Origin of the sequence: Mycobacterium novum (genome assembly GCF_010726505.1) — a bacterium.
GTDB lineage: Bacteria > Actinomycetota > Actinomycetes > Mycobacteriales > Mycobacteriaceae > Mycobacterium > Mycobacterium algericum.
In genome coordinates, this window is sequence record NZ_AP022562.1 from 2,540,846 (window position 1) to 2,565,257 (window position 24,412).

The 24,412-nt window shown below is 68.1% G+C and carries 27 protein-coding genes; 12 read left to right on the top strand and 15 right to left on the bottom strand.

Going from position 1 to position 24,412, the window contains the following annotated elements; translation table 11 throughout:
• Window positions 1-28: 28 nt before the first annotated feature.
• Window positions 29-580: a 3-hydroxy-9,10-secoandrosta-1,3,5(10)-triene-9,17-dione monooxygenase reductase subunit gene (gene hsaB / locus G6N19_RS11650; RefSeq protein WP_193374489.1), complete on the top strand. Its 552-nt coding sequence runs from the start codon at window positions 29-31 to the stop codon at window positions 578-580.
• 44 nt (window positions 581-624) lie between these two features.
• Here hsaB and G6N19_RS11655 read toward each other — a convergent pair whose 3' ends face one another.
• Entirely contained in the window at window positions 625-1,413 is a 789-nt protein-coding gene (locus G6N19_RS11655) for an alpha/beta hydrolase (RefSeq protein WP_193464980.1), read from the bottom strand.
• 171 nt (window positions 1,414-1,584) lie between these two features.
• On the opposite strand from G6N19_RS11655, the gene G6N19_RS11660 reads away from it, so the two are divergent.
• Window positions 1,585-2,055 (top strand): hypothetical protein, encoded by a 471-nt coding sequence (locus tag G6N19_RS11660; RefSeq protein WP_193464981.1) that lies wholly within the window; start codon window positions 1,585-1,587, stop codon window positions 2,053-2,055.
• On the opposite strand, the gene G6N19_RS11665 is transcribed toward G6N19_RS11660, so the two are convergent.
• From G6N19_RS11665 to fadD3, 9 genes are read right to left on the bottom strand one after another with little or no spacing between them, the layout of a single operon-like run.
• A complete protein-coding gene (locus G6N19_RS11665) occupies window positions 2,050-3,324 on the bottom strand; it encodes a hypothetical protein (RefSeq protein ID WP_193464982.1) in 1,275 nt (424 codons plus the stop codon). The two genes, G6N19_RS11660 and G6N19_RS11665, sit on opposite strands and share 6 nt — an antisense overlap.
• A gap of 7 nt (window positions 3,325-3,331) precedes the next feature.
• Window positions 3,332-3,727 (bottom strand): heme-binding protein, encoded by a 396-nt coding sequence (locus G6N19_RS11670; protein ID WP_232062377.1) that lies wholly within the window; start codon window positions 3,725-3,727, stop codon window positions 3,332-3,334.
• A gap of 51 nt (window positions 3,728-3,778) precedes the next feature.
• Window positions 3,779-4,969: a pyridoxal phosphate-dependent aminotransferase gene (locus G6N19_RS11675; protein WP_193464983.1), complete on the bottom strand. Its 1,191-nt coding sequence runs from the start codon at window positions 4,967-4,969 to the stop codon at window positions 3,779-3,781.
• A 4-nt stretch (window positions 4,970-4,973) separates the two neighbouring features.
• Entirely contained in the window at window positions 4,974-6,122 is a 1,149-nt protein-coding gene (locus G6N19_RS11680; protein ID WP_041320244.1) for an alpha/beta hydrolase family protein, read from the bottom strand.
• 35 nt (window positions 6,123-6,157) lie between these two features.
• Entirely contained in the window at window positions 6,158-7,144 is a 987-nt protein-coding gene (locus tag G6N19_RS11685) for a linear amide C-N hydrolase (RefSeq protein WP_193464984.1), read from the bottom strand.
• A 19-nt stretch (window positions 7,145-7,163) separates the two neighbouring features.
• Window positions 7,164-8,120, bottom strand: a complete 957-nt coding sequence (gene ipdE2 / locus G6N19_RS11690) for an acyl-CoA dehydrogenase IpdE2 (RefSeq protein ID WP_193464985.1) — start codon at window positions 8,118-8,120, stop codon at window positions 7,164-7,166.
• The gene (locus G6N19_RS11695) at window positions 8,121-9,086 is read right to left on the bottom strand and encodes an acyl-CoA dehydrogenase (protein ID WP_013830644.1); all 966 of its coding nucleotides are present in this window, start codon (window positions 9,084-9,086) and stop codon (window positions 8,121-8,123) included. It lies immediately after the preceding gene.
• The gene (locus tag G6N19_RS11700) at window positions 9,083-10,216 is read right to left on the bottom strand and encodes an acyl-CoA dehydrogenase family protein (protein WP_193464986.1); all 1,134 of its coding nucleotides are present in this window, start codon (window positions 10,214-10,216) and stop codon (window positions 9,083-9,085) included. Before G6N19_RS11700 ends, G6N19_RS11695 begins: the two co-directional genes overlap by 4 nt.
• The gene (gene fadD3 / locus G6N19_RS11705; protein ID WP_193464987.1) at window positions 10,217-11,764 is read right to left on the bottom strand and encodes a 3-((3aS,4S,7aS)-7a-methyl-1,5-dioxo-octahydro-1H-inden-4-yl)propanoate--CoA ligase FadD3; all 1,548 of its coding nucleotides are present in this window, start codon (window positions 11,762-11,764) and stop codon (window positions 10,217-10,219) included.
• Between the two features lie 73 nt (window positions 11,765-11,837).
• Here fadD3 and ipdE1 point away from each other — a divergent pair, with 73 nt between their 5' ends.
• The 5 genes from ipdE1 to G6N19_RS11730 are packed head-to-tail and all read left to right on the top strand — an operon-like array spanning window position 11,838 to window position 16,238.
• Window positions 11,838-12,986 carry an acyl-CoA dehydrogenase IpdE1 gene (gene ipdE1, locus G6N19_RS11710; protein ID WP_193464988.1) on the top strand — a complete coding sequence of 383 codons (1,149 nt, stop codon included), beginning with the start codon at window positions 11,838-11,840 and terminating at the stop codon, window positions 12,984-12,986.
• The gene (gene ipdF / locus G6N19_RS11715) at window positions 12,983-13,783 is read left to right on the top strand and encodes a (5R,7aS)-5-hydroxy-7a-methyl-1-oxo-2,3,5,6,7,7a-hexahydro-1H-indene-carboxyl-CoA reductase (RefSeq protein WP_193464989.1); all 801 of its coding nucleotides are present in this window, start codon (window positions 12,983-12,985) and stop codon (window positions 13,781-13,783) included. The genes ipdE1 and ipdF overlap by 4 nt, the downstream gene beginning before the upstream one ends.
• A gap of 4 nt (window positions 13,784-13,787) precedes the next feature.
• Complete coding sequence (kstR2, locus tag G6N19_RS11720) at window positions 13,788-14,375, top strand: TetR family transcriptional regulator KstR2 (RefSeq protein ID WP_193464990.1); 588 nt, start codon at window positions 13,788-13,790, stop codon at window positions 14,373-14,375.
• 10 nt (window positions 14,376-14,385) lie between these two features.
• A complete protein-coding gene (gene fadA6 / locus G6N19_RS11725) occupies window positions 14,386-15,552 on the top strand; it encodes a steroid 3-ketoacyl-CoA thiolase FadA6 (RefSeq protein WP_041320243.1) in 1,167 nt (388 codons plus the stop codon).
• 11 nt (window positions 15,553-15,563) lie between these two features.
• A complete protein-coding gene (locus G6N19_RS11730; RefSeq protein WP_193464991.1) occupies window positions 15,564-16,238 on the top strand; it encodes a TetR/AcrR family transcriptional regulator in 675 nt (224 codons plus the stop codon).
• Window positions 16,239-16,248: 10 nt separating this feature from the next.
• On the opposite strand, the gene G6N19_RS11735 is transcribed toward G6N19_RS11730, so the two are convergent.
• Window positions 16,249-16,848: a TetR/AcrR family transcriptional regulator gene (locus G6N19_RS11735; RefSeq protein ID WP_193464992.1), complete on the bottom strand. Its 600-nt coding sequence runs from the start codon at window positions 16,846-16,848 to the stop codon at window positions 16,249-16,251.
• An 83-nt stretch (window positions 16,849-16,931) separates the two neighbouring features.
• Between G6N19_RS11735 and G6N19_RS11740 the strand changes: the two genes are divergently transcribed.
• From G6N19_RS11740 to G6N19_RS11750, 3 genes are all read left to right on the top strand, one after another.
• Window positions 16,932-17,621, top strand: coding sequence for a DUF899 domain-containing protein (locus tag G6N19_RS11740; RefSeq protein WP_193464993.1), 690 nt, complete (start codon window positions 16,932-16,934; stop codon window positions 17,619-17,621).
• A 23-nt stretch (window positions 17,622-17,644) separates the two neighbouring features.
• On the top strand, window positions 17,645-18,031 hold the full coding sequence (locus G6N19_RS11745) for a VOC family protein (RefSeq protein ID WP_013830634.1): 387 nt from the start codon (window positions 17,645-17,647) through the stop codon (window positions 18,029-18,031).
• A gap of 130 nt (window positions 18,032-18,161) precedes the next feature.
• Window positions 18,162-19,079, top strand: coding sequence for an endonuclease domain-containing protein (locus G6N19_RS11750; protein WP_193464994.1), 918 nt, complete (start codon window positions 18,162-18,164; stop codon window positions 19,077-19,079).
• Between the two features lie 15 nt (window positions 19,080-19,094).
• On the opposite strand, the gene ipdC is transcribed toward G6N19_RS11750, so the two are convergent.
• The 4 genes from ipdC to echA20 are packed head-to-tail and all read right to left on the bottom strand — an operon-like array spanning window position 19,095 to window position 22,556.
• Window positions 19,095-20,165 carry a (3aS,4S,5R,7aS)-5-hydroxy-7a-methyl-1-oxo-octahydro-1H-indene-4-carboxyl-CoA dehydrogenase gene (gene ipdC, locus G6N19_RS11755; protein ID WP_013830632.1) on the bottom strand — a complete coding sequence of 357 codons (1,071 nt, stop codon included), beginning with the start codon at window positions 20,163-20,165 and terminating at the stop codon, window positions 19,095-19,097.
• Window positions 20,162-20,914: a cholesterol ring-cleaving hydrolase subunit IpdB gene (gene ipdB / locus G6N19_RS11760; RefSeq protein ID WP_013830631.1), complete on the bottom strand. Its 753-nt coding sequence runs from the start codon at window positions 20,912-20,914 to the stop codon at window positions 20,162-20,164. Before ipdB ends, ipdC begins: the two co-directional genes overlap by 4 nt.
• The gene (gene ipdA / locus G6N19_RS11765; RefSeq protein ID WP_232062692.1) at window positions 20,911-21,750 is read right to left on the bottom strand and encodes a cholesterol ring-cleaving hydrolase subunit IpdA; all 840 of its coding nucleotides are present in this window, start codon (window positions 21,748-21,750) and stop codon (window positions 20,911-20,913) included. Before ipdA ends, ipdB begins: the two co-directional genes overlap by 4 nt.
• A 50-nt stretch (window positions 21,751-21,800) precedes the next feature.
• Window positions 21,801-22,556: a (7aS)-7a-methyl-1,5-dioxo-2,3,5,6,7,7a-hexahydro-1H-indene-carboxyl-CoA hydrolase gene (gene echA20, locus G6N19_RS11770; protein ID WP_013830629.1), complete on the bottom strand. Its 756-nt coding sequence runs from the start codon at window positions 22,554-22,556 to the stop codon at window positions 21,801-21,803.
• A gap of 71 nt (window positions 22,557-22,627) precedes the next feature.
• On the opposite strand from echA20, the gene G6N19_RS11775 reads away from it, so the two are divergent.
• Both G6N19_RS11775 and G6N19_RS11780 read left to right on the top strand, forming a co-directional pair.
• Complete coding sequence (locus G6N19_RS11775) at window positions 22,628-23,392, top strand: SDR family oxidoreductase (protein ID WP_193464995.1); 765 nt, start codon at window positions 22,628-22,630, stop codon at window positions 23,390-23,392.
• 29 nt (window positions 23,393-23,421) lie between these two features.
• Window positions 23,422-24,327, top strand: a complete 906-nt coding sequence (locus G6N19_RS11780) for an SDR family oxidoreductase (RefSeq protein ID WP_013830627.1) — start codon at window positions 23,422-23,424, stop codon at window positions 24,325-24,327.
• Window positions 24,328-24,412 lie beyond the last annotated feature (85 nt).

The window sequence follows — 24,412 nt, forward strand, 5'->3', positions numbered from 1 at the left end:
CTCCGAATCGACGAAAGACGACCTTCCGATCGACCCGCGCGCGTTCCGCAACGTGCTCGGTCAGTTCTGTACGGGGATCACCATCATCACCACCGTCCACGACGACGTGCCGGTGGGGTTCGCCTGCCAGTCGTTCGCGGCGCTGTCGCTGGACCCGCCGCTGGTGCTGTTCTGCCCGACGAAGATGTCGCGGTCCTGGCAGGCCATCGAGGCCAGCGGACGCTTCTGCGTCAACATCCTGGCCGAAGAGCAGAAGGACATCTGCGCCCGGTTCGGCTCGCGGGAACCGGACAAGTTCGCCGGGGTGGACTGGAAACCCTCCCCGCTGGGCTCGCCGATCCTGGCCCGCTCCCTGGCCCACATCGACTGCACGGTGGCCTCGGTGCACGACGGTGGCGACCACTTCGTGGTTTTCGGTGCGGTGCAATCGCTATCAGATGTGCCGGAGGTCAAGCCGCGGCCGCTGCTGTTCTACCGCGGTGACTACACCGGTATCGAGCCGGAGAAGACCACGCCGGCGCAGTGGCGCGACGACCTGGAGGCGTTTCTGACCGCCACCACCGACGACACCTGGCTGTAGGTAACTGCTGCTTCCCGTCGCCGAGACGGAATTCCACGACGCCGCTACGGCGTGTCACGTCGTGAGATTCGGTCTCGCGGGAAGGTTGCTCTGAGCCAGCCGACCTGGTCGGCGATGATCTGGGACGAATGACCGTCGCAGAACGGTTCGAAGTGGTCGACGTCGTAGGTCTTCAGGGTCGCCCGTGGTGCCCGCTGCGCGAGCCGATCGACGGCCCGCGCTGATACCGAGATATCTCTGTCGCCGGCCTGAATCAGCACTGGGCAGGCGAATTTTTTCGCCTGAGTAACCGGACGCCAGCGTGGCAACGGCAGTGCCAGGCCGGCGTGCACTTCGTTGCGCCAACCGGGGGCCACAACTGACAGAAATCCCTCCAACTCACCGGGGAAGGTAAGTCCGGCGCGGGCACCGGGGGCGGCGGCCACCGGTATGAGTGCGTCGCGCAGTGCCTGCGGCATCAGCCACAGCGCATTGCGGGGCTGCGTTCTCAGGCCCTGCGCTATCCGCCATCTGCCGTCGAGGAACGGGCAGAGCAGAATCGCGCCGGCCACGCGTTGATCGGCAACGGCTGCCTCCAGCGTGGTTCCACCGCTGAGCGAGTAGCCCCACAGGATGATCTGGTCGGGATCAATACCATCGAGCGTCCGTGCGAAGGCGATCGCGGCCAGACGATCCTCGAGCTGCTCTGAGGTCCGAATACGTTGCCGGGGTTCGCCTTCCGAATCACCCAGATAGCGATGGTCGTAGACGAGCACCGCGACCCCCGCTTGGGTCAGCGCGGCTGCGTAGCTGGGCAGTCCGTCCTGACGCGTCAGCCCGAAACCGTGCGCCATGACTACACACGGGACGTCGCCGGAGGCATCGCTCGGACGGTAGAGCCAGCCCGCGCAGGGTGTTCCAGCGGATAGGAATGTGACATCCGCCCGAATCATGGACCGCAATCTAGCCGACGGTCGGCGCTGAAGTCGGCCGAACCGATCATCCGCTCGATTACCATGCACCGGGTGAAACGACTTGGCTGGTCGGCGGTGGCGACACTCGCCTACGCCGCGGTGATGCTGGTGCTGGAGCGCGGGATGCGCAAGACGGGTGGCCCCGGCATCATCCCGTTTGAGCTGGCCGGCACTGCCGAACGAGTTCAGGAGATCTTGGCGGTCTGGGGTGCCGACGGTCGGCGGTGGGCACGGTGGTCCCTGTGGCTCGACTTCGGTTACATGCTCACCTACGGGGCCTCGGCACTGTTGCTCATCGAGCGTGTCCGCAGTCGCCACGGTCATCCGATCTTGTTGCGGCTGTTGCCGATCGGGGCAGTCGCCGGCGATGCGCTCGAGGGGGTGGCACTGCTCAAGACCCTCGACGGCGTCGACGTCGACACCAATGCCCGGCGTGCGCGTGGCGCGGCACTTACCAAGTTCGCCTTGTTGGCGGTCGGGCTGGCTTACACCGCCATCGGGGGATTTCGCCGGCGGTCATGAGCCGTGCCAGCGCTGCTGGTGTTCGGCATGGGTCCGCAGATACGCCCCGGGGCCGTAGAGCTCGTCGTAGAAGTCGGTGTCCAGATGCTGGGCCTGCAGGTACATCAGCACGTGCACGGTCGGCACGGTGCCGGGCAGCTTGCCGAAGGTGTCGTAGATGTAGGACGCCTGCACGGTGACCAGTTCGGCGATGCCGTCCGGCGGCAGCGCCGAACCGCGCACCCCAGGACTGTCCGTCCACGGTCCCGCCGTCTCGCGGTGAGACGGACCGCCCGGGCCGAATTTGCGGGCCACCAGCTTGGCCACGCCGTCGGCGACCGACGCGACGTGGGGCGGGCTGAGCGTCTCGAAGTGGCCGGGCAGGCCGGTGACATTCGGAAAGGGCCAGCGCGGGTCGGTGTCGGCGACGAAGCCGAAGCCCGGTGCCCGCGGGTCACCTGAGCCGCCCAGCACCGACAGCCGGTCCAGGCCGTCGAAAATCCAGCCGCCCAGACCCATCGCCTGCAGACCCAGCGCGCCGTTGTGGGCGGCGATCGACAGCTCGGCGCTGGCCTCGGTCAGCGTGTACTGCTCGACGAACGACAACGGTATCGGGTCGTCGGCGTGCGCCAGCCCGGAAAACGCTTGGATGCCCGGGATTTCGCGGCCGTTGATGTCATCGCGGACCGGGTACCCGTTGGCCGCGAAGAACCACAGGTTCTCCAGCAGATGCTCGGCCAGATCCGCCACGGCGAACGCCAGCAGACTGCCCGGATGGTTGCCGATCCAGGTGTTGTGGCCTTCCATGTAGGGCTCTTCGCGAGGCAGCTGCAACCGGGAATCCGAGAGCCGCACATAGGAATCGGCGGTATGGCTGATCCGGCCCTCGAGGGTGTCGAATTCCCGCGGCGGCTGATCGCGGGTCGGCAGCAGATAGCAGCCGGTGTCGTCGGTGAAGAACACCTGACTGGTGTGAAAGCCAGCCGCCGACGGCATAGCCCGGCCGGTGGCGCTGCCGGGGTAGTTCGGCAGTGCGGGGGCATAACCGGGGTGGTGCGCGATGCCGTCATGCCAGCCGGTGACACCGGCCATCAACGACAGCAGCAGCGCTCGCTCGACGTCGGAGAGCGGCTGCACGGGCCGGCGGCTGCGGTAGGCCAGGGCGCCGGCCGGAATGACGCCGCCGGCCGGGAACCGCCGCGACCGGCGCCCGGAGATGGCGGCGAACAGCCCGAACCCGGCCGCCTCGGTCAGCGCGGCTCGTTCGTGTTCGCTGATCGTCAGGCCCATGGCGGACCTATTTGCTGACGGTCTCCAGCAGCATGGCCAGCTGGGTCGGTGAGACGGCGATCCCGCACTGGTTCTTCAGGTCGGTGAGCGGCTGGGCGATGCCCTGCAGGGTCGACAGTTGGTCGAGGTGGCCGACGAAGTAACCCTGCACCGAGGACCGGGCCTGCTCCGGCGGCATGGTGGCGGCATTGGTCAGCACGTCGTTGGCCTCCGGGTGCTCGTTGAGGAACACACCCGCCTGGCTCAGCACGCCGCTGGCGGTGCTGGACAGTCCGGCGGCCGTGCAGGGCGCCGGTGCGGCATCGGCAGCCGGAGCGGTGGTCCCGACCATTGCGGAAGCGGCCACCGCGCCGAGGATGCCGACGGCCGCCGCACCGATCGCCAGTCGAGAAGTCGTGGTCATGCGCATTGGCTGTGGTCCCTTCGATCAGGTGGGTCGAGCTTGGGGCTAAACCTACCCGAGCGGCAGCCACCCGCGGATTCGGCGCAATGCTTCTTCGATGTCGGTGGTCGGGCCGGCGAACGACAGCCGCACGAAGGTGTTGCCCCGTTCGGTGTCGAAGTCGATACCCGGCGCCAGCGCGACACCGGTGTCGGCGAGCAGTCGCGCGCAGAACGCCAGCGAGTCGTCGGTGTGCCCGGCGACGTCGGCATAGACGTAGAACGCGCCGTCGGTGGGCGCCAACCGGTCGATGCCCATGGCCCGCAGCCCGTCGAGCAGCAGTGCCCGGTTGGCGGCGTAATGCCGCAGGTGGCCGTCCGATTCGGCGATCGATTCTCCGGTGAAGGCAGCGACGGCGGCGTATTGGGACAGCACCGGCGGGCAGATGGTGAAGTTGCCGGTGAGGCGGTCCACCGCGCGGCGCAGCGCCGCCGGCACCAGCAGCCAGCCCAGCCGCCAGCCGGTCATCGCGAAATACTTGGAAAAGCTGTTGGCCACCACCGCGTTCCGCGAGGTCTGCCAGGCGCAGCTGGTCTGCGGGGCGCCGTCGTAGACCAGGCCGTGGTAGACCTCGTCGCTGATCAGTCGCACCCCGGTCTCGTCGCACCAGGTGGCGATCGCGGCTAGCTCGGCGGGCTCCAAAACGGTGCCGGTCGGGTTGGCTGGGCTGGCGACGATCACCCCGGCCAACGGCCCGGTTTCAGCGAGCGCCGCAAGCATGGCCGCGGTGGGCTGGAAGCGCGTCTCGGGCCCGCACGGGATCTCGACCACCTCGCAGCCCAGTGCGGTCAGGATGTTGCGGTAGCACGGGTAACCGGGGCTGGCGATCGCCACCCGCTCGCCGGCGTCGAAGCAGGCCAGAAATGCCAGCAGGAAACCGCCCGACGAACCGGTGGTCACCACCACGTCGTCGGGGTCGACGGCCAGGCCGTAGCGATCGGCGTAGGAGCCCGCGATCGCCGCGCGCAGCTCCGGGATCCCCAACGCGACGGTGTAGCCGAGCTGGTTGGCCCGCAGCGCCGCTGCGGCGGCGTCGCGCACCGGGCCCGGCGCACCTACGCTGGGTTGTCCGGCCGACAGGTTCACCAGATCGCCGTGGCTGCGTTGGCGTTCTGCGGCGGCCAGCCACACATCCATCACGTGGAACGGTGGGATGCCGGCACGCAGCGCGACGCCGCCGGAGCCGAGAGTCGAATCGGTCATGAACTCAACCTGCCATGACCCGCTGCAGGAAACGGGTGGAGTCGGGCATCGAGGCGATCACCGTGCCGGAATGGTCCTGGTCGGGGTAGATATGCAGCTCCACATCCTGGTGGTTGTCGGTCAGTTGCTGATACAGCGTCTGGGTGGAAAGCGGGGGGACATCGCTGTCGAGCAGCCCTTGGCCCAGAAAGATCGGTCGGCTGTAACCCTCGGTGGGCGTGCCCATGAAGCTGTCCAGCGCCGCGTCGATGCCGGGCAGTGAGCTGACCGGGGCGCTGAACAAGTCGTTGAGCGTGGTGGTCCCGACCCGCTGATCCAGGGCCGGTTTGCACAGCGACTGTGCGGCGTCGGCCAACTCGCGGCCGCGCGGAGTCAGCACAGTGTCGATCCCGAGTTCGGGGTGTGCCTCGCGCAGCGCGGCGAGGATGTAGGAGGTGTAGCTGATCGCCGCCGGTGGTGTCTGACGCGGGGCCAGGCCCGGCCCGGCCTGCCCGAACACGCGCTCGATGTTGGCGGGTGTTCCGGTGGCCACGACGCCCCGGTAGTCGAGTCCGGCGCCTGTGGTCAGCCGGTCGGCCCACCAGGCGCTGTTGACCGCCGCGCCGCCGCCCTGCGATTGGCCGACGATCGCCCATTTCGGCGACAGTGGCAGGTCCAAGTGATGAACCGCGCGTACCGAGTCCACCACCGAATGCGCTTCGGCGGTGCTGTTGAGGTAGCTCATCAGTCCCGGGGTGCCCAGTCCGGCGTAGTCGGTGCCGACGACGACGTAGCCCTGGTCGAGCCAGTGCGTCAGGTACTCGTCGTCTCGGGCGCTGCGGGGCAGCGCCGATGGCGTGCAGTCGTCGCCCAGGCCTACGGTGCCGTGTGCCCAGGCGACCACCGGCCATCCACCGGGTGGCGGGGCGGTGCGCGGGGTGAAGACGGCCGCCGTGCTGACCGCCGGTTCGGCGTGCTGGTCGACGGTGGCGTACAGGATGCGGAACGCCTCGCCGGCACCGTGCACCGACAACGCCGGGTCCAGCGGCACCGCGGTGACCAGCCCCCCGGCCGCGGGGATCGGCCCGGCGTAGTCGCGGGCGTCCAGGCCGGACCAGGCCGGTGCGGTGGTGGCGGCGACCGGACCGGCGGTTGTCAGGGCGCACACCAGCATTGCCAGCAGAGCCGCGGCCAGCCGACGGTTCGCGGTCACGTGGTGATCTCCAGAAACGTGAACGGTTCGGTGACCACGAATTCCGCTGAGCTCTCGCCGGCGAACGTGTTGGATTCGTCGCGGCCCAGGTCCAGCTTGCGCGCCGGTGCACCCTCGGACAGGTCGAGTTTGTTCAGGTCCACCCAGAAGACGTTGGGCGTCAACGCCGACTCGAAGCAGTACAGCTTGCGGGTGTGGTGGGCGACGGTGCGCCACCGGGTGGAGGAGATATTCGGTTCGTCCGGTGTGGAGATGCCGAACGGGACCGACACGTTGCGCACCACGCTGAACACCGAGGCGAGCGCGATCTTGGGGTCTTCGACCTTGGGTATCGCGTTGACGTAGAACGATGCCCGCGCGAACCGGTCGGCGGCCCGGTTGGTGCCCGGCAGCATGACGGTGCCGCCGAGTTGTTCCCAGTAGGCGTTGACGGCGAGTTGCTGTTCGAAGATCGGGGAGTTCGTCATCACCTGATAGTCGCGACTGTGGTGGATGACCTGTTTGCCGCCAACGTATTCCACGATCGCACTGTCACCGCCGCTGTCCGACATCGACATGTGCAGGGTGGCCAGCCGCTCTTCGCCGGGCACGCCTTCGGTGAGCACATCGAACGGTTCGGTCTGCAGTGCTGCGACCGCATCGGCCACCGTGGCGAAGTTGTCGAGCATGTACTGGGCCCACGTCGCGACGGACATCACCGGGCGGGAAGCGTCGCGGGAGGGATACTCCGACTCGGCCAGCCACAGCAGGTTGGCCGACAGGCCGGCCTCGTTCAATCCGTCGGTGGTGCAGATGTCGTAGCCGGTGGCCACCACGCTGCCGTACTTCGCGGTCCACTCGATGGAGTTCGCTCCGGCCCGCCCGTCGCGCTTCACGCCGCGCGGCAACGACCACAGGTTGGTTGCCAGATCCAGCTTCCAGTCCATCGACCGTCCGGTGATGATGTTGCCATTGGGGCCCAGGTAAACCAATCGGGTGCACATGTGTCTACCCTACGGGCTTCTAGAACACCTCGGCCTGTAACCGCCGCAGGTGTTCGGCCGGCTGGCCGAGCAGCTGCGAACTGCCGTGCGCGCGTTTGAAATAAAGCTGGATGTCGCTTTCCCAAGTGATCGCGATGCCGCCGTGCAGTTGGACCGCCTCACCGGCGACCTTGGAGAATGCCTCGCTGGCAACGACTCTGGCCAGTGCGGCCGACGTCGCCGACGGCTCGGCGATCGCGTCGTCGACGACGGCCCGGGCGGCCGAGACGGCCACGTACAGGTCGGCCATCCGGTGCTTGAGGGCCTGGAAGCTGCCGATCGGCCGGCCGAACTGCACCCGGTCCTTGGTGTACTGCACGGTCAGGTCCAGACAGCGGGTAGCCGCGCCGATCTGTTCGGCGGCCAGCAGGATCGCCGCATAGTCGGCGATACCGGGGTCGGCGCCGATCGGCTCGGTCTGCTCGGCGGTGACCCGGCCCAGCCGGCGGGTGGGGTCCATGGTCGCCACCGGCTCCGCGGTGAAAGAGGTCCACCGGGTGAGCTGATCGCCGTCGGTGCCGACGACAACGTCACCCGCTCCCACCAGATCACCGTTGACGGCGTAATCGGTATCGAAGACAACCGCTCCGATCGCGCCGCCTTCCGCCAGCTGCTCAAGGGCCGTGGCGTCGGGCTCGGGTCCGGCCAGCAGCGCCAACTCCGCCAGCACGGTACCCAACAACGGTGTGGGCACCAATGCTTTGCCCAGCTCCTCGAGAACCACGGCCGCGTCACCCAGTTCACCGCCGGCCCCGCCGAGCTCCTCGGGTACCACCAGGGCGGCCGCACCGACCTGTTCGCAGAGCACCTGCCACAGCGTCTCGTCGTAACCGCGCTCGGACTCCATGGCCGCACGTACCGCTTCGGGCGCGGCGTGCTTTTCGACCAGCGCTGCCACGGTCTGGCGCAGCAGGTCGCGCTCCTCGTTACGGGCCACTTAGATCGCCTCCAACACTCGCCGCCGGTGGGCGGTGACGTCGCCCCAGGCCGGACGCACGGCTTGCACCCGCAGCAGCCACAGCGACAGGTCGCATTCGCTGGTGAAGCCGATGGCGCCGTGGGTCTGCAACGCCGAATGTGCCGCCAGCAGAGCGGCGTCGGACGCAGCCACCTTCGCGGCGCTGACGTCGCGAGCGGTGTCGGCCGAGTCCTGCGACAGCGAGAGCGCCGCCCCGTACACCAACGGGCGGGCCAGCTCCAAAGCGATGTGCACGTCGGCCAGCTTGTGCTTGATCGCCTGGTAGCCGCCGATCACCCGGCCGAACTGGGTGCGCTGCTTGGCGTAGTCGACGCTCGCGTTCAGCATGGCCTGCCCGGCCCCGATCAGCTGCGCTGCGGTGGCCAGGGCGCCCACCTCGTAGGCGCGGGCGGTGTCGGCGTCCCAGGAGTCACCGGTGGCAGTGACGTCGAAGACGCCCCGGCTGGGGTCTACCGAGGCGTGTCGGGTGCCGGCCTGCGCCGTGCCGGCCCGGCCGCTCTCGGCGTGCAACACCAGATCGGCGCGGTCGGCGTCGAGCGCGCGGGGGGTGTGCGGCGGCAGCGCCACGGTGGCGATCAGCTCACCGGCGGCGAGGGCGGCCAGCTGCGCTGCGGCGTCGGGTGCGCCGGCCAGCAGAACCGGTGCCACCGCAATCGATTCCACCACCGGCCCCGGCACACACCAGCGCCCCAACGCCTCGATGGCCAGCATCAGATCGACGGGGTGGGCGCCGATGCCGTCGTGCTCTTCGGGAACCGCCAGCGCGGTGACACCGAGTTCGGCGAGTTGGTTCCACACCCGACGTCCGGCGTCGGGCTCGCCGTGGGACCAGGCGCGCACCGCGCCCGGCACGTCGGCCGCGGCCAGCGCGGCGTCGATGCTGGCCGCGAAGTCACGCTGGTCTTGGTCTAGATCGAATTTCACTTCTTCTCCCGGGGCAGGCCCAGCAGCCGCTCGGCGATGATATTGCGCTGGATCTCGTTGGTGCCGGCGTAGATCGGGCCACCGAGGGCGAACAGGTAGCCGTGGGTCCAGGCGTCGGCGAGCTCGCCGTCGGCGCCGCGGATGTCCAGGCCGGTCTGGTGCAGCGCGACGTCGAGATCGGACCAGAACACCTTGGTGACCGAGGACTCCGCGCCCAGTTCACCGCCGGCGGCCAGCCGGGTCACGGTGCCGAAGGTCTGCAGCCGGTAGGCCTGCGCGGCGATCCAGGCGTCGGCCACCCGATCGGTGAACGCCGGGTCGCTGCCGTGCTCGCGCCACAGCGCCACCAGCTTCTCGGCCCCCACCAGGAACCGGGCCGGGCTGCGCAGGCTCATGCCGCGCTCATTGCTCGACGTGCTCATCGCGGCGCGCCAGCCCTCGCCGGCCACACCGATCACGTCGTTGTCCGGTACGAACACGTCGTCGAGGAAGATCTCGCCGAAACCGGTCTCGCCGCCGAGCTGCTCGATGGCGCGCACGGTGATCCCGGGCGCCTTGAGGTCGAACATGAAGTAGGTCAACCCGTGGTGGCGCTGGGCCTCCGGGTCCGAGCGGAACAAGCCGAAGCCGCGCTCACCGAACGGCGCGCGCGAGCTCCAGATCTTCTGTCCGTTGAGCTTCCAGCCGCCCTCGACCTTGGTGGCCGTCGACCGCAGCGACGCCAGGTCGCTGCCGGACTCCGGCTCCGACCATGCCTGCGCCCAGATCTCCTCGCCGCTGGCCATCTTCGGCAGCACCCGGTCCAGTTGTTCTTCGGTGCCGTGTGCGAACAGCGTCGGCGCCAGCATCGAGGTGCCGTTTGCGCTGGCTCGCCCCGGCGCGCCCGCACGGAAGTACTCCTCCTCGAACACCACCCACTGCAGCAGGGTGGCGTCGCGCCCGCCGTACTTCTTCGGCCAGGCGATCACCGACAGGCCGGCGTCGTACAGCACCTTGTCCCAACGGCGGTGCTGTTCGAACCCCTCGGCGGTGTCGTAGGACGCCACCGGGAACTTGTCTTGGTTCGCCGCCAGGAACTCGCGGACCTCCGTGCGGAAGGCCTCGGTCTCGGCATCGATATTCAGGTCCATCTAAGCCCACTCTCTCAACTCATGCTTGACCACCTTGCCGCCGGGATTGCGCGGCAGGGAGTCGGCGAAGGTCACCCATCGCGGTGCCTTGAAATTCGCCAGATGTTCACGCGCGTAAGCGATCACCTTTTGCTCATCAAGAGCTTCGTCCGATCCGGCCCGGCGCACGATGAATGCCCGACCGACTTCGCCGAGTCGCTCGTCGGGTACCCCGATCACCGCCACGTCGGCCACCCCGTCGAGCCGCGCCAGTACCTGCTCGATCTCGGCCGGATAGACGTTGAAGCCGCCGCAGATGTACATGTCCTTGAGCCGGTCGGTGATGCGCAGATTGCCGGCCGCGTCCACGGTGCCGACGTCACCGGTGTGCAGCCAGCCGTCGGCGTCGATGGCCGCCGCGGTGGCGTCGTCGTCATCGAGGTAACCGAGCATGATGTTGGCGCTGCGCAGCAGCACCTCGCCGGCCTCGGAGTCCGGGCCGTGATCGATTCGCAGCTCGAAGTCGGCGATCGGCCGCCCGCAGGTGGTGGCGACGGTGACGGCGTCATCGTCGGGGCGGCACATGGTGGCGAACCCGCCGGACTCGGTCAGCCCGTAGGCGGTCAGCACGATGTCGATGTCGAGCTCGTTCTGCATCCGCTCGATCAACACCACCGGCACGGTGGCCGCACCGGTGACCGCGAACCGCAGCGAGCTCAGGTCATGCCGATCGCGGTCGGGGTGGTCGAGCAGCGTCTGGTAGATGGTCGGGGGCCCGGGCAGCACGGTGATCCGGTGCTCGGCGATCGCGCGCAGCGCCGCGGCCGGGTCAAAGGTCAGCTGCGGGATCAGGGTGGCCCCGGTCTGCAGACAGGCCAGGATGCCGGCCTTGTAGCCGAAGTTGTGGAAGAACGGGTTGATGCACAGGTAGCGGTCGTCGGCGGTCATCTGGCCGCACTCGGCCCAGGCCGCCGGGCCGGCCAGCGACTGCCGGTGGGCGCAGAGCACGCCTTTGCTGCGGCCGGTCGTCCCCGAGGTGAACAGGATGTCGGACAGATCGTCGGGCCCGACCGCCGCGGCGCGGGCGTCGATCTCGTCCTCGGTGATCGCCGCTCCGGACGCGATGAACTCGTCCCAGGTTCCGTCGGCTATCTCTACCGGTACCCGGACGACGTGCCGCAGCTCGGGCAGCTGGTCGCGATCCAGTTCGGTGAGCCGGTCGGTCTTGAGGAACCGGCCCATGCCGACCAGCACCTTGGCCTTGCTGCGGGCCAGGATGTCGGCAGCTTCCGCTGCGGTGTAGCGGGTGTTCAGCGGCACCAGCACCGCGCCGGCGTAGTGGGTGCCCAGGCAGCTGATGACCCAGTGCCAGGTGTTCGGCGACCACAGCGCGACCCGGTCGCCGGGCACCACACCGTGGGCGATCAGCGCGGCCGCCGCACGGCGCACCTCGTCGCGGAGTCGGGCGTAGCTGAATCGGTCGTCCTCGGTGACCAGGGCGTCGTGATCGGGAAGCGTCCGCGCGATGTGGTCCAGCGCCGCAGGAGTGGTCTGCGGTTCGGGGCTCATGTGCGCCGCTCCTCTGTGACGGCATCTGCGCCGGGGCTAACAAAGCAAGTGCTTGGTAGGTTAGCCTACAAAGGTGCAAGCAGTCGAGGAGTTCCGGGCTGAGGTCCGCGCATGGCTGTCCGAGAACCTGGTCGGGGAGTTCGCCAAGCTCAAGGGCCTCGGCGGTCCCGGACGCGAACACGAGGCCTTCGAGGAGCGGATGGCGTGGAACCGCCACCTCGCCGACGCCGGACTGACCTGCCTGGGCTGGCCGACCGAACACGGCGGCCGCGGCCTGTCGGTGGCGCACCGGGTGGCGTTCTACGAGGAATACGCCCGCGCCGACGCGCCCGACAAGGTCAACCATCTCGGCGAGGAACTGCTGGGTCCGACGCTGATCGCCTTCGGCACCCCCGAACAACAGCAGCGCTTCCTGCCCGGCATCCGCAACGTCACCGAGCTGTGGTGCCAGGGCTACTCCGAGCCGGGCGCCGGATCTGACCTGGCCAATGTCGCCACCACCGCGATACTGGACGGCGGCCACTGGGTGATTAACGGCCAGAAGGTGTGGACCTCGCTGGCGCACCTGTCGCAATGGTGCTTCGTGGTGGCCCGCACCGAGAAGGGCTCCAAGCGGCACAACGGACTGTCGTATCTGCTGGTGCCACTGGACCAGCCCGGCGTGGAGATCCGGCCGATCGTGCAGTTGACCGGCACCTCGGAGTTCAACGAGGTGTTCTTCGACAACGCGGTCACCGATGCCGACCTGGTGGTCGGTGAGCCCGGCGACGGCTGGAAAGTGGCGATGGGCACGCTCACCTTCGAGCGCGGCGTCTCGACATTGGGACAGCAGATCCGTTACGCGCGTGAGCTTTCCGCGCTCGCCGAGCTCGCCCAGCGCAACGGCGCCGCCGAGGACCCGCTGATCCGCGAGCGGCTGACCCGATCCTGGGTCGGCTTGCGGTCGATGCGGTCCTACGCGCTGGCCACCATGGACGTTGAGCAGCCGGGTCAAGACAACGTCTCGAAGCTGTTGTGGGCCAACTGGCATCGCGACCTGGGTGAGCTCGCCATGGATGTGATCGGGCGCGACTCGATGGTGCTCGCCGACGGCGAGTTCGACGAGTGGCAGCGGCTCTATCTGTTCACCCGCTCAGACACCATCTACGGCGGATCGAACGAGATTCAGCGCAACATCATCGCCGAGCGGGTTCTCGGCCTACCCCGGGAGGCAAAGGGATGAGCTCGGTTTCGGATCTGTCCACCGCGCCGGAAGAGATCGCCGGACACGGCCTATTGGCGGGCAAGACGGTGCTGGTGACCGCGGCCGCCGGCACCGGAATCGGCTCCACCACCGCCCGTCGTGCGCTGCTCGAAGGTGCCGACGTCGTCGTCTCCGACTATCACGAGCGCCGGCTTTCCGAGACCCGTGACGAACTGGCCGCCCTCGGGCTGGGCCGGGTGGAGGCGGTGGTCTGCGACGTCACCTCGACGGCCGCGGTCGACGAACTGTTCGAGACCGCCGTGGCCAAGATGGGCCGGCTCGACGTGCTGGTCAACAACGCCGGCCTGGGCGGCCAGACGCCGGTGATCGACATGACCGACGAGGAGTGGGACCGCGTCCTGAATGTCACGCTCAACTCGGTGATGCGCTCGACCCGAGCCGCATTGCGCTATTTCCGCGGCGTCGAGCACGGTGGGGTGATCGTCAACAACGCCAGCGTGCTGGGCTGGCGTGCGCAGCATTCCCAGTCGCACTACGCCGCCGCCAAGGCCGGTGTCATGGCGCTGACCCGGTGCAGTGCCATCGAGGCGGTCGAGTACGGAGTCCGGATCAACGCCGTGTCGCCGTCGATCGCCCGACACAAGTTCCTGGAGAAGACCAGCTCCGCGGAGCTGCTCGACCGGCTCGCCGAGGGCGAGGCGTTCGGCCGGGCCGCCGAGCCGTGGGAGATCGCCACCACCATCGCGTTCTTGGCCAGCGACTACTCCAGTTACCTGACCGGCGAAGTCATCTCGGTTTCCAGTCAGCACCCGTGATGCCATGACGCGCCGTGACGAACTCCTGAGCCTGGCTGCGGCGATGATCGCCGAGCGTGGGCTGCGCGCGACCACGGTGCGCGACATCGCCGACGCTGCCGGGATCCTGTCGGGGAGTCTGTATCACCACTTCTCCTCCAAGGAGGAGATGGTCGACGAGGTGCTGCGCGACTTCCTCGATTGGCTGTTCGAGCGCTACCAGCAGATCATCGACACCGAATCCGATCCGATGGAACGCTTCAAGGGGTTGTTCCTGGCGTCGTTCGATGCGATCGAGCACCGGCACGCCCAGGTCGTCATCTACCAGGACGAGGCCAAGCGGCTGTCTTCGCAGGAGCGCTTCGGCTACGTCGATGAGCGCAATCGCCAGCAGCGCAAGATGTGGATCGACGTGCTGCAGCAGGGCGCCGAAGCGGGATGTTTCCGGCCCGATCTCAACGTCGACCTGGTCTACCGTTTCATCCGAGACACCACATGGGTTTCGGTGCGCTGGTATCAGCCCGGCGGACCGCTCACCGCCGAACAAGTGGGCAGACAGTACCTCGCCATCGTGCTGGGTGGAATCAGTGAAGGAAGAAAACATAATGTCTGAAATCGCTCCCATTTCGCAGGCCTATGTCATCGACGCCGGCCGCACCGCCGTCGGCAAGCGCAACGGGTCGCTGGCCGGTGTGCACCCGGTCGACCTGGGCGCGTTGGCGTTCCGCGGGCTGCTGGACCGGGTCGGCGTCGACCCTGCGGCCGTCGACGACGTGATCGTCGGTTGTGTGGACGCGATCGGCGGCCAGGCCGGCAACATCGGCCGGCTGGCGTGGCTGGCCGCCGGCTATCCCGAAGGCGTTCCCGGCGTCACCGTCGACCGGCAGTGCGGGTCCAGCCAGCAGGCGATCTCGTTCGGCGCCCAGGCCATCATGTCGCGCACCGCGGACCTGATCCTGGCCGGCGGCGTGCAGAACATGAGCTGGGTGCCGATCTCCTCGGCGATGATCGTCGGCGAGCAGTTCGGCTTCACCTCGCCGACCAACGAGTCCAAGAAGTGGCTGGAACGCTACGGCGATCAGGAGATCTCGCAGTTCCGCGGCGCCGAGATGATCGCCGAGAAGTGGGACCTGTCTCGCGAGGAGATGGAACGCTTCGCGCTGCAGAGCCATCAGCGGGCGTTCACCGCCATCGCCGAGGGCCGCTTCGACCGCGAGATCATCCCGGTCGACGTCGACGGTGTTGCGTTCCGGGTCGACGAGGGACCGCGCGAATCGACGCTGGAGAAGATGGCCGGGCTGAAGCCGCTGGTCGAGGGCGGCCGGCTCACCGCCGCATTGGCCAGCCAGATCTCCGACGGCGCGTCCGCGGTGTTGCTGGCCTCAGAAAGCGCAGTGCAGGCGCACGGCCTGAAGCCGCGCGCCCGCATCCACCACATCAGCGCCCGGGGCGATGACCCGGTGTTCATGCTGACCGGCCCGATACCGGCCACCCGCTACGCGCTGGAGAAGACCGGCCTGGGCATCGACGACATCGACGTCGTGGAGATCAACGAGGCTTTTGCCCCGGTGGTGCAGGCCTGGATGAAGGAGTTCCCGATCGACCCGGCCAAGGTGAATCCCAACGGCGGCGCGATCGCGCTGGGGCACCCGCTGGGTGCCACCGGCGCCAAACTGTTCACCACGATGCTGCACGAATTGGAACGCACCGGCGGCCGTTACGGCCTGCAGACCATGTGTGAGGGCGGCGGTACCGCCAACGTCACCATCATCGAGCGGTTGGACAGCTAAACTTCTGCGGCATGGGAGCAATGACGACCTCCGTGCCGGGCGGGCGCCGGATCCGCGGGTTGGACGCCGAGCAGCGTCGCGCGCAGCGCCGCGACCAACTCCTGACCGCGGCTTTCGACCTGTTCGCGCAGGACGGCTATGTCAACACGTCGATCGAACAGATCTGCCAGACGGCTTATGTCGGCAACAAGGCGTTCTATGAACTGTTCGACAGCAAAGAAGATTGCTTCCTGGCGCTGCTCAACCAGATCGGGGACCGGCTCAAAGGGGAGGTCGAGGCGGAGTTGGGGCGCAGCGCCCCCGACGAGCCGGAAGAGCTGACGGTGCGCCGGGTTGCCACCACGTTTGCGCATGTGCTGGTCGACGACCCGCGGGTGGCTGTGGTGGCGTTCCGGGAGTGCACCGGTATCTCGCCGCAGGTTGAGGCTCGGCGGCAAGAGAACCGCAGGTGGGCGGCGGCCTTCATCGAGGCGTTCTGGCGCAGCAAGGCACCGCCCGACGCCGACTACCGGGCGATGGCCGTCGCCACCGTCGGGGGGCTGTTCGAGCTGATCGCTGACTTCTTGCATGCCGGCGAGCCGCCACGGTCGATCGACGAATTGGCCAACGATCTGACCTCTTTCGTGCTCGCGGTCGGACACGGAATCCGCCATGCCGACCCGGTCCGGTCGAACCGGGCCGGGTGAGGTAGCGGGGTCAGCGCACCAGTCCGGAGATGATGTCGTCGACGGTTCGTCGTGCCAGTGCATCGAGCTCGTCGCGACTGGTGCCGCGCAGCGGTCCGTGTAGCGCCAGTTCGGCGAATCCGTGTACGGCCGACCAGCACGGCCACTCCGCTCCGGCACGTCGATTCGCTTGCAACACACCGGCTTCCACCATCGCATCGAGCCCGTCGACGAGTGCTCGAAAGGGCGGCGGAACCCGGTCATCGCCGACCGGGTCCGCCCCGAAGAAGGCCACCGCGAACCACCCGGGTTCGTTCAGGGCGAACTCGATGTAGCCGAGACCGACTGCGCGCAGCTGATCACGTGCTCGGGTCTGTGCTGAACCGCGCCGGTTCACCGGTTTGAGCATGCGCGCGGCCATCTTGTCGTGGATGGCCATCGCCACCGCGGCCAGCAGTGCATCGCGGTCAGCGAAGTGACGGTAGGCGGCGTTGGGGGAGACTCCGGCGCGCCGGGTGGCCTCCCGCACGGTCAGCGCCTCCGGGCCGCCGGTCCGGGTGAGCTGCAGGCCGGCGTCGATCAGTGCCGCGCACAGATCGCCGTGGTGATAACCGGTCTTCGTCGCAGTCACCTCTTGACAGCTCCCTCATGTCGAAGTGTACGGTGTCAACATAGCCAATGTGGACGCTGTCCACATGACGTCGGGAGGTTTTCGTGACTACGACCTTGGGGTTGCCGCCGGTCGTGGACCGGTCGGCCTGGCAACGGGAACTCGATGCCCTGCGGGTCCGGGAGAAGGCCGCCACCCGGGAACTCGACGCCATCGCCGCGCAGCGCCGCCGGTTGCCGGTGCTCGCGATGGGCGACTACGTGCTCGAAGGCGAGAACGGTCCGATCCGTCTGGCCGAGATGTTCGACGGTAAGCGGCAGCTGATCGTCTACCACCACATGTGGTCTCCGGGACAGGAATGGCAGTGTCCCGGATGTACCGGGTACACCGCGCAGTTCAGCCGGCTGGAATTCCTGTCGGCTTATGACGCGCGGTTCGTCGTCGTCACCCCGGGCCCGATCGACGAAGCGATCGAGTACAAGCACCGAGTCGGCAATCAGATGGACTGGTACAGCACGGCCGACAGCACGTTCGGGGCTGATGTCGATGCCCCGCCAGGAGGCGGCTTCGCCGTGAATGTCTTTCTGCGCCATGGCGACAAGGTGTTCCGAACCTGGCATACGACCGGACGTGGTATCGAACAGCTCAGTCACACGTTCCCGTTGATCGACGTGTTGCCCTATGGGCGTCAGGAGGAGTGGCAGGACTCGCCCTCCGGCTGGCCGCAGGGCCCCACCTATGGCCGCTGGGCGAGCTCGCCGGAGATCGCCCGGCTATACGGCCCCAATTCGTAGCGCCCCAACCGAGAAGGAGAAAGATGAGCACCACGACCGGCCTGAAGACGATCAACCTGGTGTGTGTCCCGACGCCCGATCAGGACAAGGCCGTTGCGTTCTATGAGTCACTGGGCTTCGAGAAGCGCACCGACATCGAGATGGGCGATGGTTACCGATGGATCGAGGTTTACCCGCCGACAGGTATCGCCGGCATCGCGCTGGCGCCGCCGCCGCCGGAGAGCGGTCCGGTTGAGCCGGCCGTCACCGGCATCACGCTGACCACCGACGACATCGACGCCACGCTGGCCGCCATGAAGGAGCTCGGGATCGACGTCGATGAGCAGGTGTCCCGGATGGGTGATCCGGTGCCGCCGCTGTTCTGGTTCCGCGACCCGACCGGCCACACCCTGATGGTGGCCGAGGTCTAGCCGCAGCGCCAGTGGGAATCTCACGACGCCGTCACCGCGTGTCGTGTCGTGAGATTCCCGCTCGGCGGGCTTGGGGTGTGCTTGGGGATAGCCGTCGACGCGGATCGGCGCATTCCGGCACGATTCGGTCGTGGACGAATTGGACCGGCCGTTCCTGGGCACCGAAGCGTTGGCCGACAAGGCGATCCCCGAGCGGGCGATGCGAACGCTGTATCAACCGGTCTATCCGGGCGTCTACGCACCCTGGGGCGTCGAGCTGAGTGCGCGGCAGCGGGCGGAGGCGGCCTGGCTGTGGTCGCGCCGGCATGCCGTGGTCGCGGGTAATTCCGCTGCGGCGCTGCTGGGCGCGAAGTGGGTGAGCCCGGCGCTCGATGCGGAGCTGGTGTACGGCAACCACAAGACACCACCGAGACTCGTCGTGCACCGCGACACCCTGGCCCCGGGTGAGGTGACGACCGTCGACGGCATGGCGGTAACCACCCCGGCCCGCACGGCTTTCGACATCGGACGGCGAACCCGGTCACGGCTGCACGCGGTTCAACGCCTCGATGCACTGGCCAACGCCACCGAAGTCGGGGTCGCCGACGTCGAGGCCGTCATCGCCGAGCATCCCGGCGCGCGGCATTTGAATGGGCTCCGGGCGGTACTACCGCTCGTCGATGACGGCGCAGAGTCGTATCAGGAGACCAGCACCCGGCTGGTCCTGATTGACGCGGGATTCCCGACGCCGGAGACTCAGATCGTCGTCCGCGACGCATTCGGCGGTTTCGTCGCCCGAGTCGATATGGGGTATCGGGAACTCAAGGTCGGAATCGAGTACGACGGCTCGCAACACTGGAACGACCCGAAGCAGCGACAGCGTGACATCGACCGCCAGGTGGCGCTGGCCGAGCAGGGCTGGCTGATCATCCGGGTCAGTACGGTGCTGCTGCGCTACCGGGAGGCGACGCTGATCGGCCGGGTGCGCGACGCGATGTACGCCGCCGGCTGGGCAGGTCAGGCCGCCAGTGGGAGCCTCGCGACGCTCGACCGGCGTGTCGCGTCGTGAGATTCTCACTCGGGGTTAAACGACGAAGGAGTTGGCTGCCCGCAGGTGCTCGACGGCGTCGGCCACGATGCCCTCGATCAGCTCCGCGCACGACGGCAGGTCCTCGAGGATGCCGGCCACCTGACCCGAGGCCAACACACCGGCTTCGGTGTTGCCCTCCACCAGACCGGCTTTGAGCAGCATCGGCGTGTTGGCGGCCATCAGCACCTGCGACCAGGTGAGTTCCTTACCGTGCCGCATCGCCAGGCCATCCTGAATCATGGTGGGCCAGCTCATCTGCGACATCTTCTTGAACTTCGCCGCGTTGCGGATCGCGGCGCTGAAACCGCGTGCCCGCGAACCGCTTTCCAGCTTCTCCACCAGTTCGGTGCGCAGCACCCGGTGCGGCATGCCGTCGACCCGGGTGGAAACCACGGTGCCACCCAGGTCTGCGGCCAGGTAGCGCTGCTTGACCGCATCGGGCACGGTCGAATCCGAGGTCAGCAGGAACCGGGTGCCCATCGCGACGCCCGTCGCCCCATAGGACAGGGCGGCGGCCAGGCCGCGACCGTCGAAGAAGCCGCCGGCGGCGATCACCTGCAGTCCGGTGCCGGCAACGGCGTCGAGCACCGATGGCAGCAGCAGGGTGGTGGCGACCGGTCCGGTGTGGCCACCGCCCTCGCCGCCCTGCACGATCACCGCGTCGGCACCCCAGGACGCGACCTTCTTGGCGTGCTTGGCCGCACCGACCGACGGGATCACCACCGAACCCGCCTCTTTGAGCTTCGCGATCAATTCCTGTTTGGGTGCCAGCGCGAACGACGCCACCTTGACGCCCTCGCGGATCATCAGATCCACCCGGTCGCCTGCATCGGCGCCGTCGGCACGGATGTTGACCCCGAACGGCTTGTCGGTCGCCGACTTCACCTTGGCGATCGCGGCGGCCAGCTCGTCGATGGTCATGGTCGCCGAGGCCAGAATGCCCAGCCCGCCGGCATTGGCGGTCGCCGAGACCAGCCGGGCGCCGGCCACCCAACCCATCCCGGTCTGCACGACGGGATGTTCGATACCGACCAGCTCGGTCAGCGGGGTCTTGAGCCGGCTCACGCCCTTACCTCTTTGTCCCGCAGCGACTTCGGGTCGATGACCTCACGGATCAGCCGCAGCTCCTCGACCTCCGGCAACCGGGTCGTCGCAGCGTCTGCCAGCCCGTGCACCTCGAACGAGGTGTTCTCGGCGACCTCGTCGGCGCTCACACCGGGATGCAGCGACACCGCACGCATCTGGTGGTCCGGACCGCTGAAGTCGAACACGCCCAGGTTGCTCACCACCCCGCCGAGGTTGAAGAACCGGAACGCCGGGTTGGCCGGGTCCACCTTGTCGTAGCCGATGCCGGACACGATGTCGACGGTCTCGCAGAACACTCGCGGCGAGTGAGCGCCCACCCAATAGCTGGTGGTGTGGTTGATGGTGTTGCCGGGCGCGCCGCGGACCCCGAACATCTGCCGGGTGGGATGCTGCAGCGGGCCGAACGCCGACAGGTTCTGGTTGCCGTACCGGTCGATCTGATTGGCGCCCATGATCACATGGCGCCGGCCCCACGACAGGGTCTCGAAGACCCGGTTGAACGGCATCCACCCTTCCAGTGGACCGACCTTGCCGATCGCCGGCGTGTCGGCCAGGATGCGGGCCTCGCCATCGGTGATCACCAGGTCGGGGGAGAAGGTGAGGCGGGCCAGCCGGGCGCCCACCGAGGGCACCGTGGCCATGGGTGAGGCCATGATCTCGCCGGCGTCGCGGAACAGCTCGGCGCAGGCGATGGCGCAGATCTCGGCACGGGTGGGTGAGTCGGTCATGCTTGTGCCCCTGATTCCTGGTTGGCTCCGAATGCCTTGACCGCCGCCTGGTAGTCGTCTTCGCTACCGGACAGGTAGGTGGCGGTGAACTCCGCCCAGGTCTCGTCGGACCTCGCGGCTTCGGCGTAGTGCCGCTGGAACTTCTCGTCGCGGCCGTAATCTGCTGCACCGATGGTGAAGTGGGCACCACCGGGTGCTTCCACGACGTTGTCCACCATCATCCGGTTGATGATCTGGGTCTGCGGCGACGTGGTGGCGATCAGTTCCTCGGTGGGCACGATCTTCTCCACCGACAGGAAGCGGCGCTGCGCCGACATCAGGAACAGGTCGTCGAAGTAGGGGTCGATACCGGTGTAGGCAGCGTTGCCCCGGGCGTCGCCGAGGTTCATGTGCACGAACGCGGCGTCGAGGTTCAGCGCCGGCATCGCGACCAGTGTCTCGTGGGCACCGTCAGTCGGGTACGGGCTGGTGACGGTCTTGAGCTCGCCCTCCCAGAAGTCGATCACCGAGCTGCCCAGGCCGGCCCGGATCGGCAGGAACGGCAACCGCTGGGCGGCGGCTTGCAGCCCGCAGCGCAGCATGCCCTCGTCCATCTCGCGGGCCTCGATCGCGCCGGTGGTGCGGGCACGCGCGAACCAGGGGTCGTAGAACGGCGGGGAGTCCAGCGAGACGAAGCCGTAGTAAGCGCGGCGCACCTTGCCCGCCGAGCACAGCAGCCCCAGATCCGGTCCGCCGTAAGTCACTACGGTCAGATCCTTGACTCCCGAGCGCAGGATGGCGCGGACGAAGGCCATCGGCTTGCGCCGCGAACCCCAGCCGCCGATGCCGATCGTCATGCCGTCGCGCAGTTCGGCGACGGCGTCGTCGAGAGTGGTTACCTTGGTCGTCACTTCTTCCCCTTCTCGGTGCCGGCGAAGGCGTCGCGGTGCTCGTCGGCCACCCCGGCGAGGTTGAGCTCGAAGGTGAAGCCCTGCTCCATGCGGTAGCTGGAGTTGACCTTCTGCACGTCGATGAGGTTGAGCGCCTCCTTGGCGGCCCGGATCACCCGGGTGTCCTTGGCGGCGATGTCGCGGGCCACCCGCAGCGCGGCCTCGTCGAGCTCGGCGCGCGGCACCACCTCGTGTACCGAGCCGTACTGGTGCAGGGTGGCGGCGTCCACGGTGGCCGCGGTGTAGAACAACCGGCGCATCATGTGCTGCGGCACCAGCCGGGACAGGTGGGTGGCCGCACCGAGTGCGCCGCGCTCCACCTCGGGCAGGCCGAACTTGGCGTCGTCGGAGGCCACGATCACGTCGGCGTTGCCGACCAGTCCGATGCCGCCGCCGACGCAGAAGCCGTTGACCGCGGCGATCACCGGGACCGCGCACTCGTAGACGGCCTTGAAGGCGGCGAAGCAGCCTCGGTTGGCGTCGATCAGCGCGGTGAAGCCCTCGGTGTTCTGCATCTCCTTGATGTCCACGCCGGCGTTGAAGCCGCGACCCTCGGCCCGCAGGATCACCGCGTGGGTGGACATGTCGTTGCCGGCGGCGGTGATGATGTCGCCCAGCTCGAACCAGGCTCGGGACGGCAGCGCATTGACCGGGGGGTAGTCGACGGTGACCGCGACGATCCCGGGCTCGACGGTGGTGGATGTGATCGGCATCTGGAAAACCCTGCGCTTCCGTTTCGGGACCATCTGTACCTAAGCAAGCACTTGCTTGGTACGCTAGCACAGTGCTTGACGCAATCAATCTCGGATTGACCGGCAAGGTGGTCCTGGTGACCGGTGGTGTCCGCGGTGTCGGCGCGGGCATCAGCGCCGTCTTCGCCGACCAGGGCGCCACCGTGGTGACCTGTGCACGCCGGCCGATGGACGGCCTGCCGTATGAGTTCCACGCCTGCGACGTCCGCGACGACGACGCGGTCAGAGGCCTGATCGAGACCGTGGTCGCCAAGCACGGCCGGCTTGACGTTGTGGTCAACAACGCCGGCGGTTCACCGTACGCGCCGGCCGCGCAGGCCTCAGTCAACTTCAGCCGCAAGATCATCGAGCTCAACCTGCTGGCGCCACTACAGGTCGCCCAGCACGCCAATGCCGTCATGCAGGCCCAGGACTGCGGCGGCTCGATCGTCAACGTCACCAGCGTCAGCGGCCGTCGGCCGTCGCCGGGGACCGCGGCCTACAGTGCGGCCAAGGCCGGCGTGGACAGCCTGACCGCCACGCTGGCCGTTGAGTGGGCGCCCAAGGTCCGGGTGAACTCGGTGGTGGTCGGCATGGTCGAGACCGAGCAGTCCGAACTGTTCTACGGCGACGCCGAGTCGATCGCCGCCGTCGCCGCCACCGTGCCGCTGGGCCGGCTCGCCAAGCCCGCCGACATCGGCTGGGCAGCCGCCTTTCTGGCATCCGATGCCGCGTCCTACATCAGCGGCGCCAGCCTGGAAGCCCACGGCGGTGGCGAGCCGCCGGCCTACCTCGACGCGTCGAGCGCAAATAAATAAGTCGGCCCCAAAAAAAGGAGACAGCACACATGGGACTTCTCGACGGCCGCGTGGTCATCGTCACCGGAGCAGGCGGCGGAATCGGGCGGGCGCATGCGCTGGCCTTCGCCGCCGAGGGCGCCCGGGTGGTGGTCAACGACATCGGCGTGGGCCTGGACGGCTCACCGGCCGGTGGGGGTAGCGCCGCCCAGGGCGTGGTCGACGAGATCGTCGCCGCCGGCGGGCAAGCCGTTGCCAACGGCTCCAATGTGGCCGACTGGGAGCAGTCCGCGGCGCTGATCCAGACCGCCGTCGACCACTTCGGCGGGCTCGACGTGCTGGTCAACAATGCCGGCATCGTGCGCGACCGGATGTTCGCCAACGCAACCGAAGAGGAATTCGACGCTGTTACCGCGGTGCACCTCAAGGGCCACTTCGCCACCATGAAGCACGCGGCCGCCTACTGGCGGGCGCAGTCCAAGGCCGGCGAGACCGTGGACGCCCGCATCATCAACACCAGTTCGGGCGCCGGTCTGCAGGGCAGTGTCGGGCAGGCCACCTACAGCGCCGCCAAGGCCGGGATCGCCGCGCTGACGCTGGTCGCTGCGGCCGAGATGGGCCGCTACGGCGTCACCGCGAACGCGATCGCCCCGTCGGCGCGCACCCGGATGACCGAGACGGTGTTCGCCGACATGATGGCCACCCAGGATCAAGCCTTCGACGCGATGGCGCCGGAGAACGTCAGCCCGCTGGTGGTGTGGCTGGGCAGCGTGGAATCCAAGGACGTCACCGGCAAGGTCTTCGAGGTCGAGGGCGGCAAGATCCGCGTGGCCGAGGGCTGGGCGCACGGCCCGCAGGCCGACAAGGGCGCGCGCTGGGATCCCGCCGAGCTGGGGCCGGTCGTCACCGATCTGCTGGCCCAGGCGCGCACGCCGGTGCCGGTGTACGGGGCCTGAAGCCGTCGGACAGTGAGGTGCCGTTGCGACGGGAGGAAGTGGAAGCACGTAGCGCCCGAATCCCGCCCGGCATGGTACGTAACGG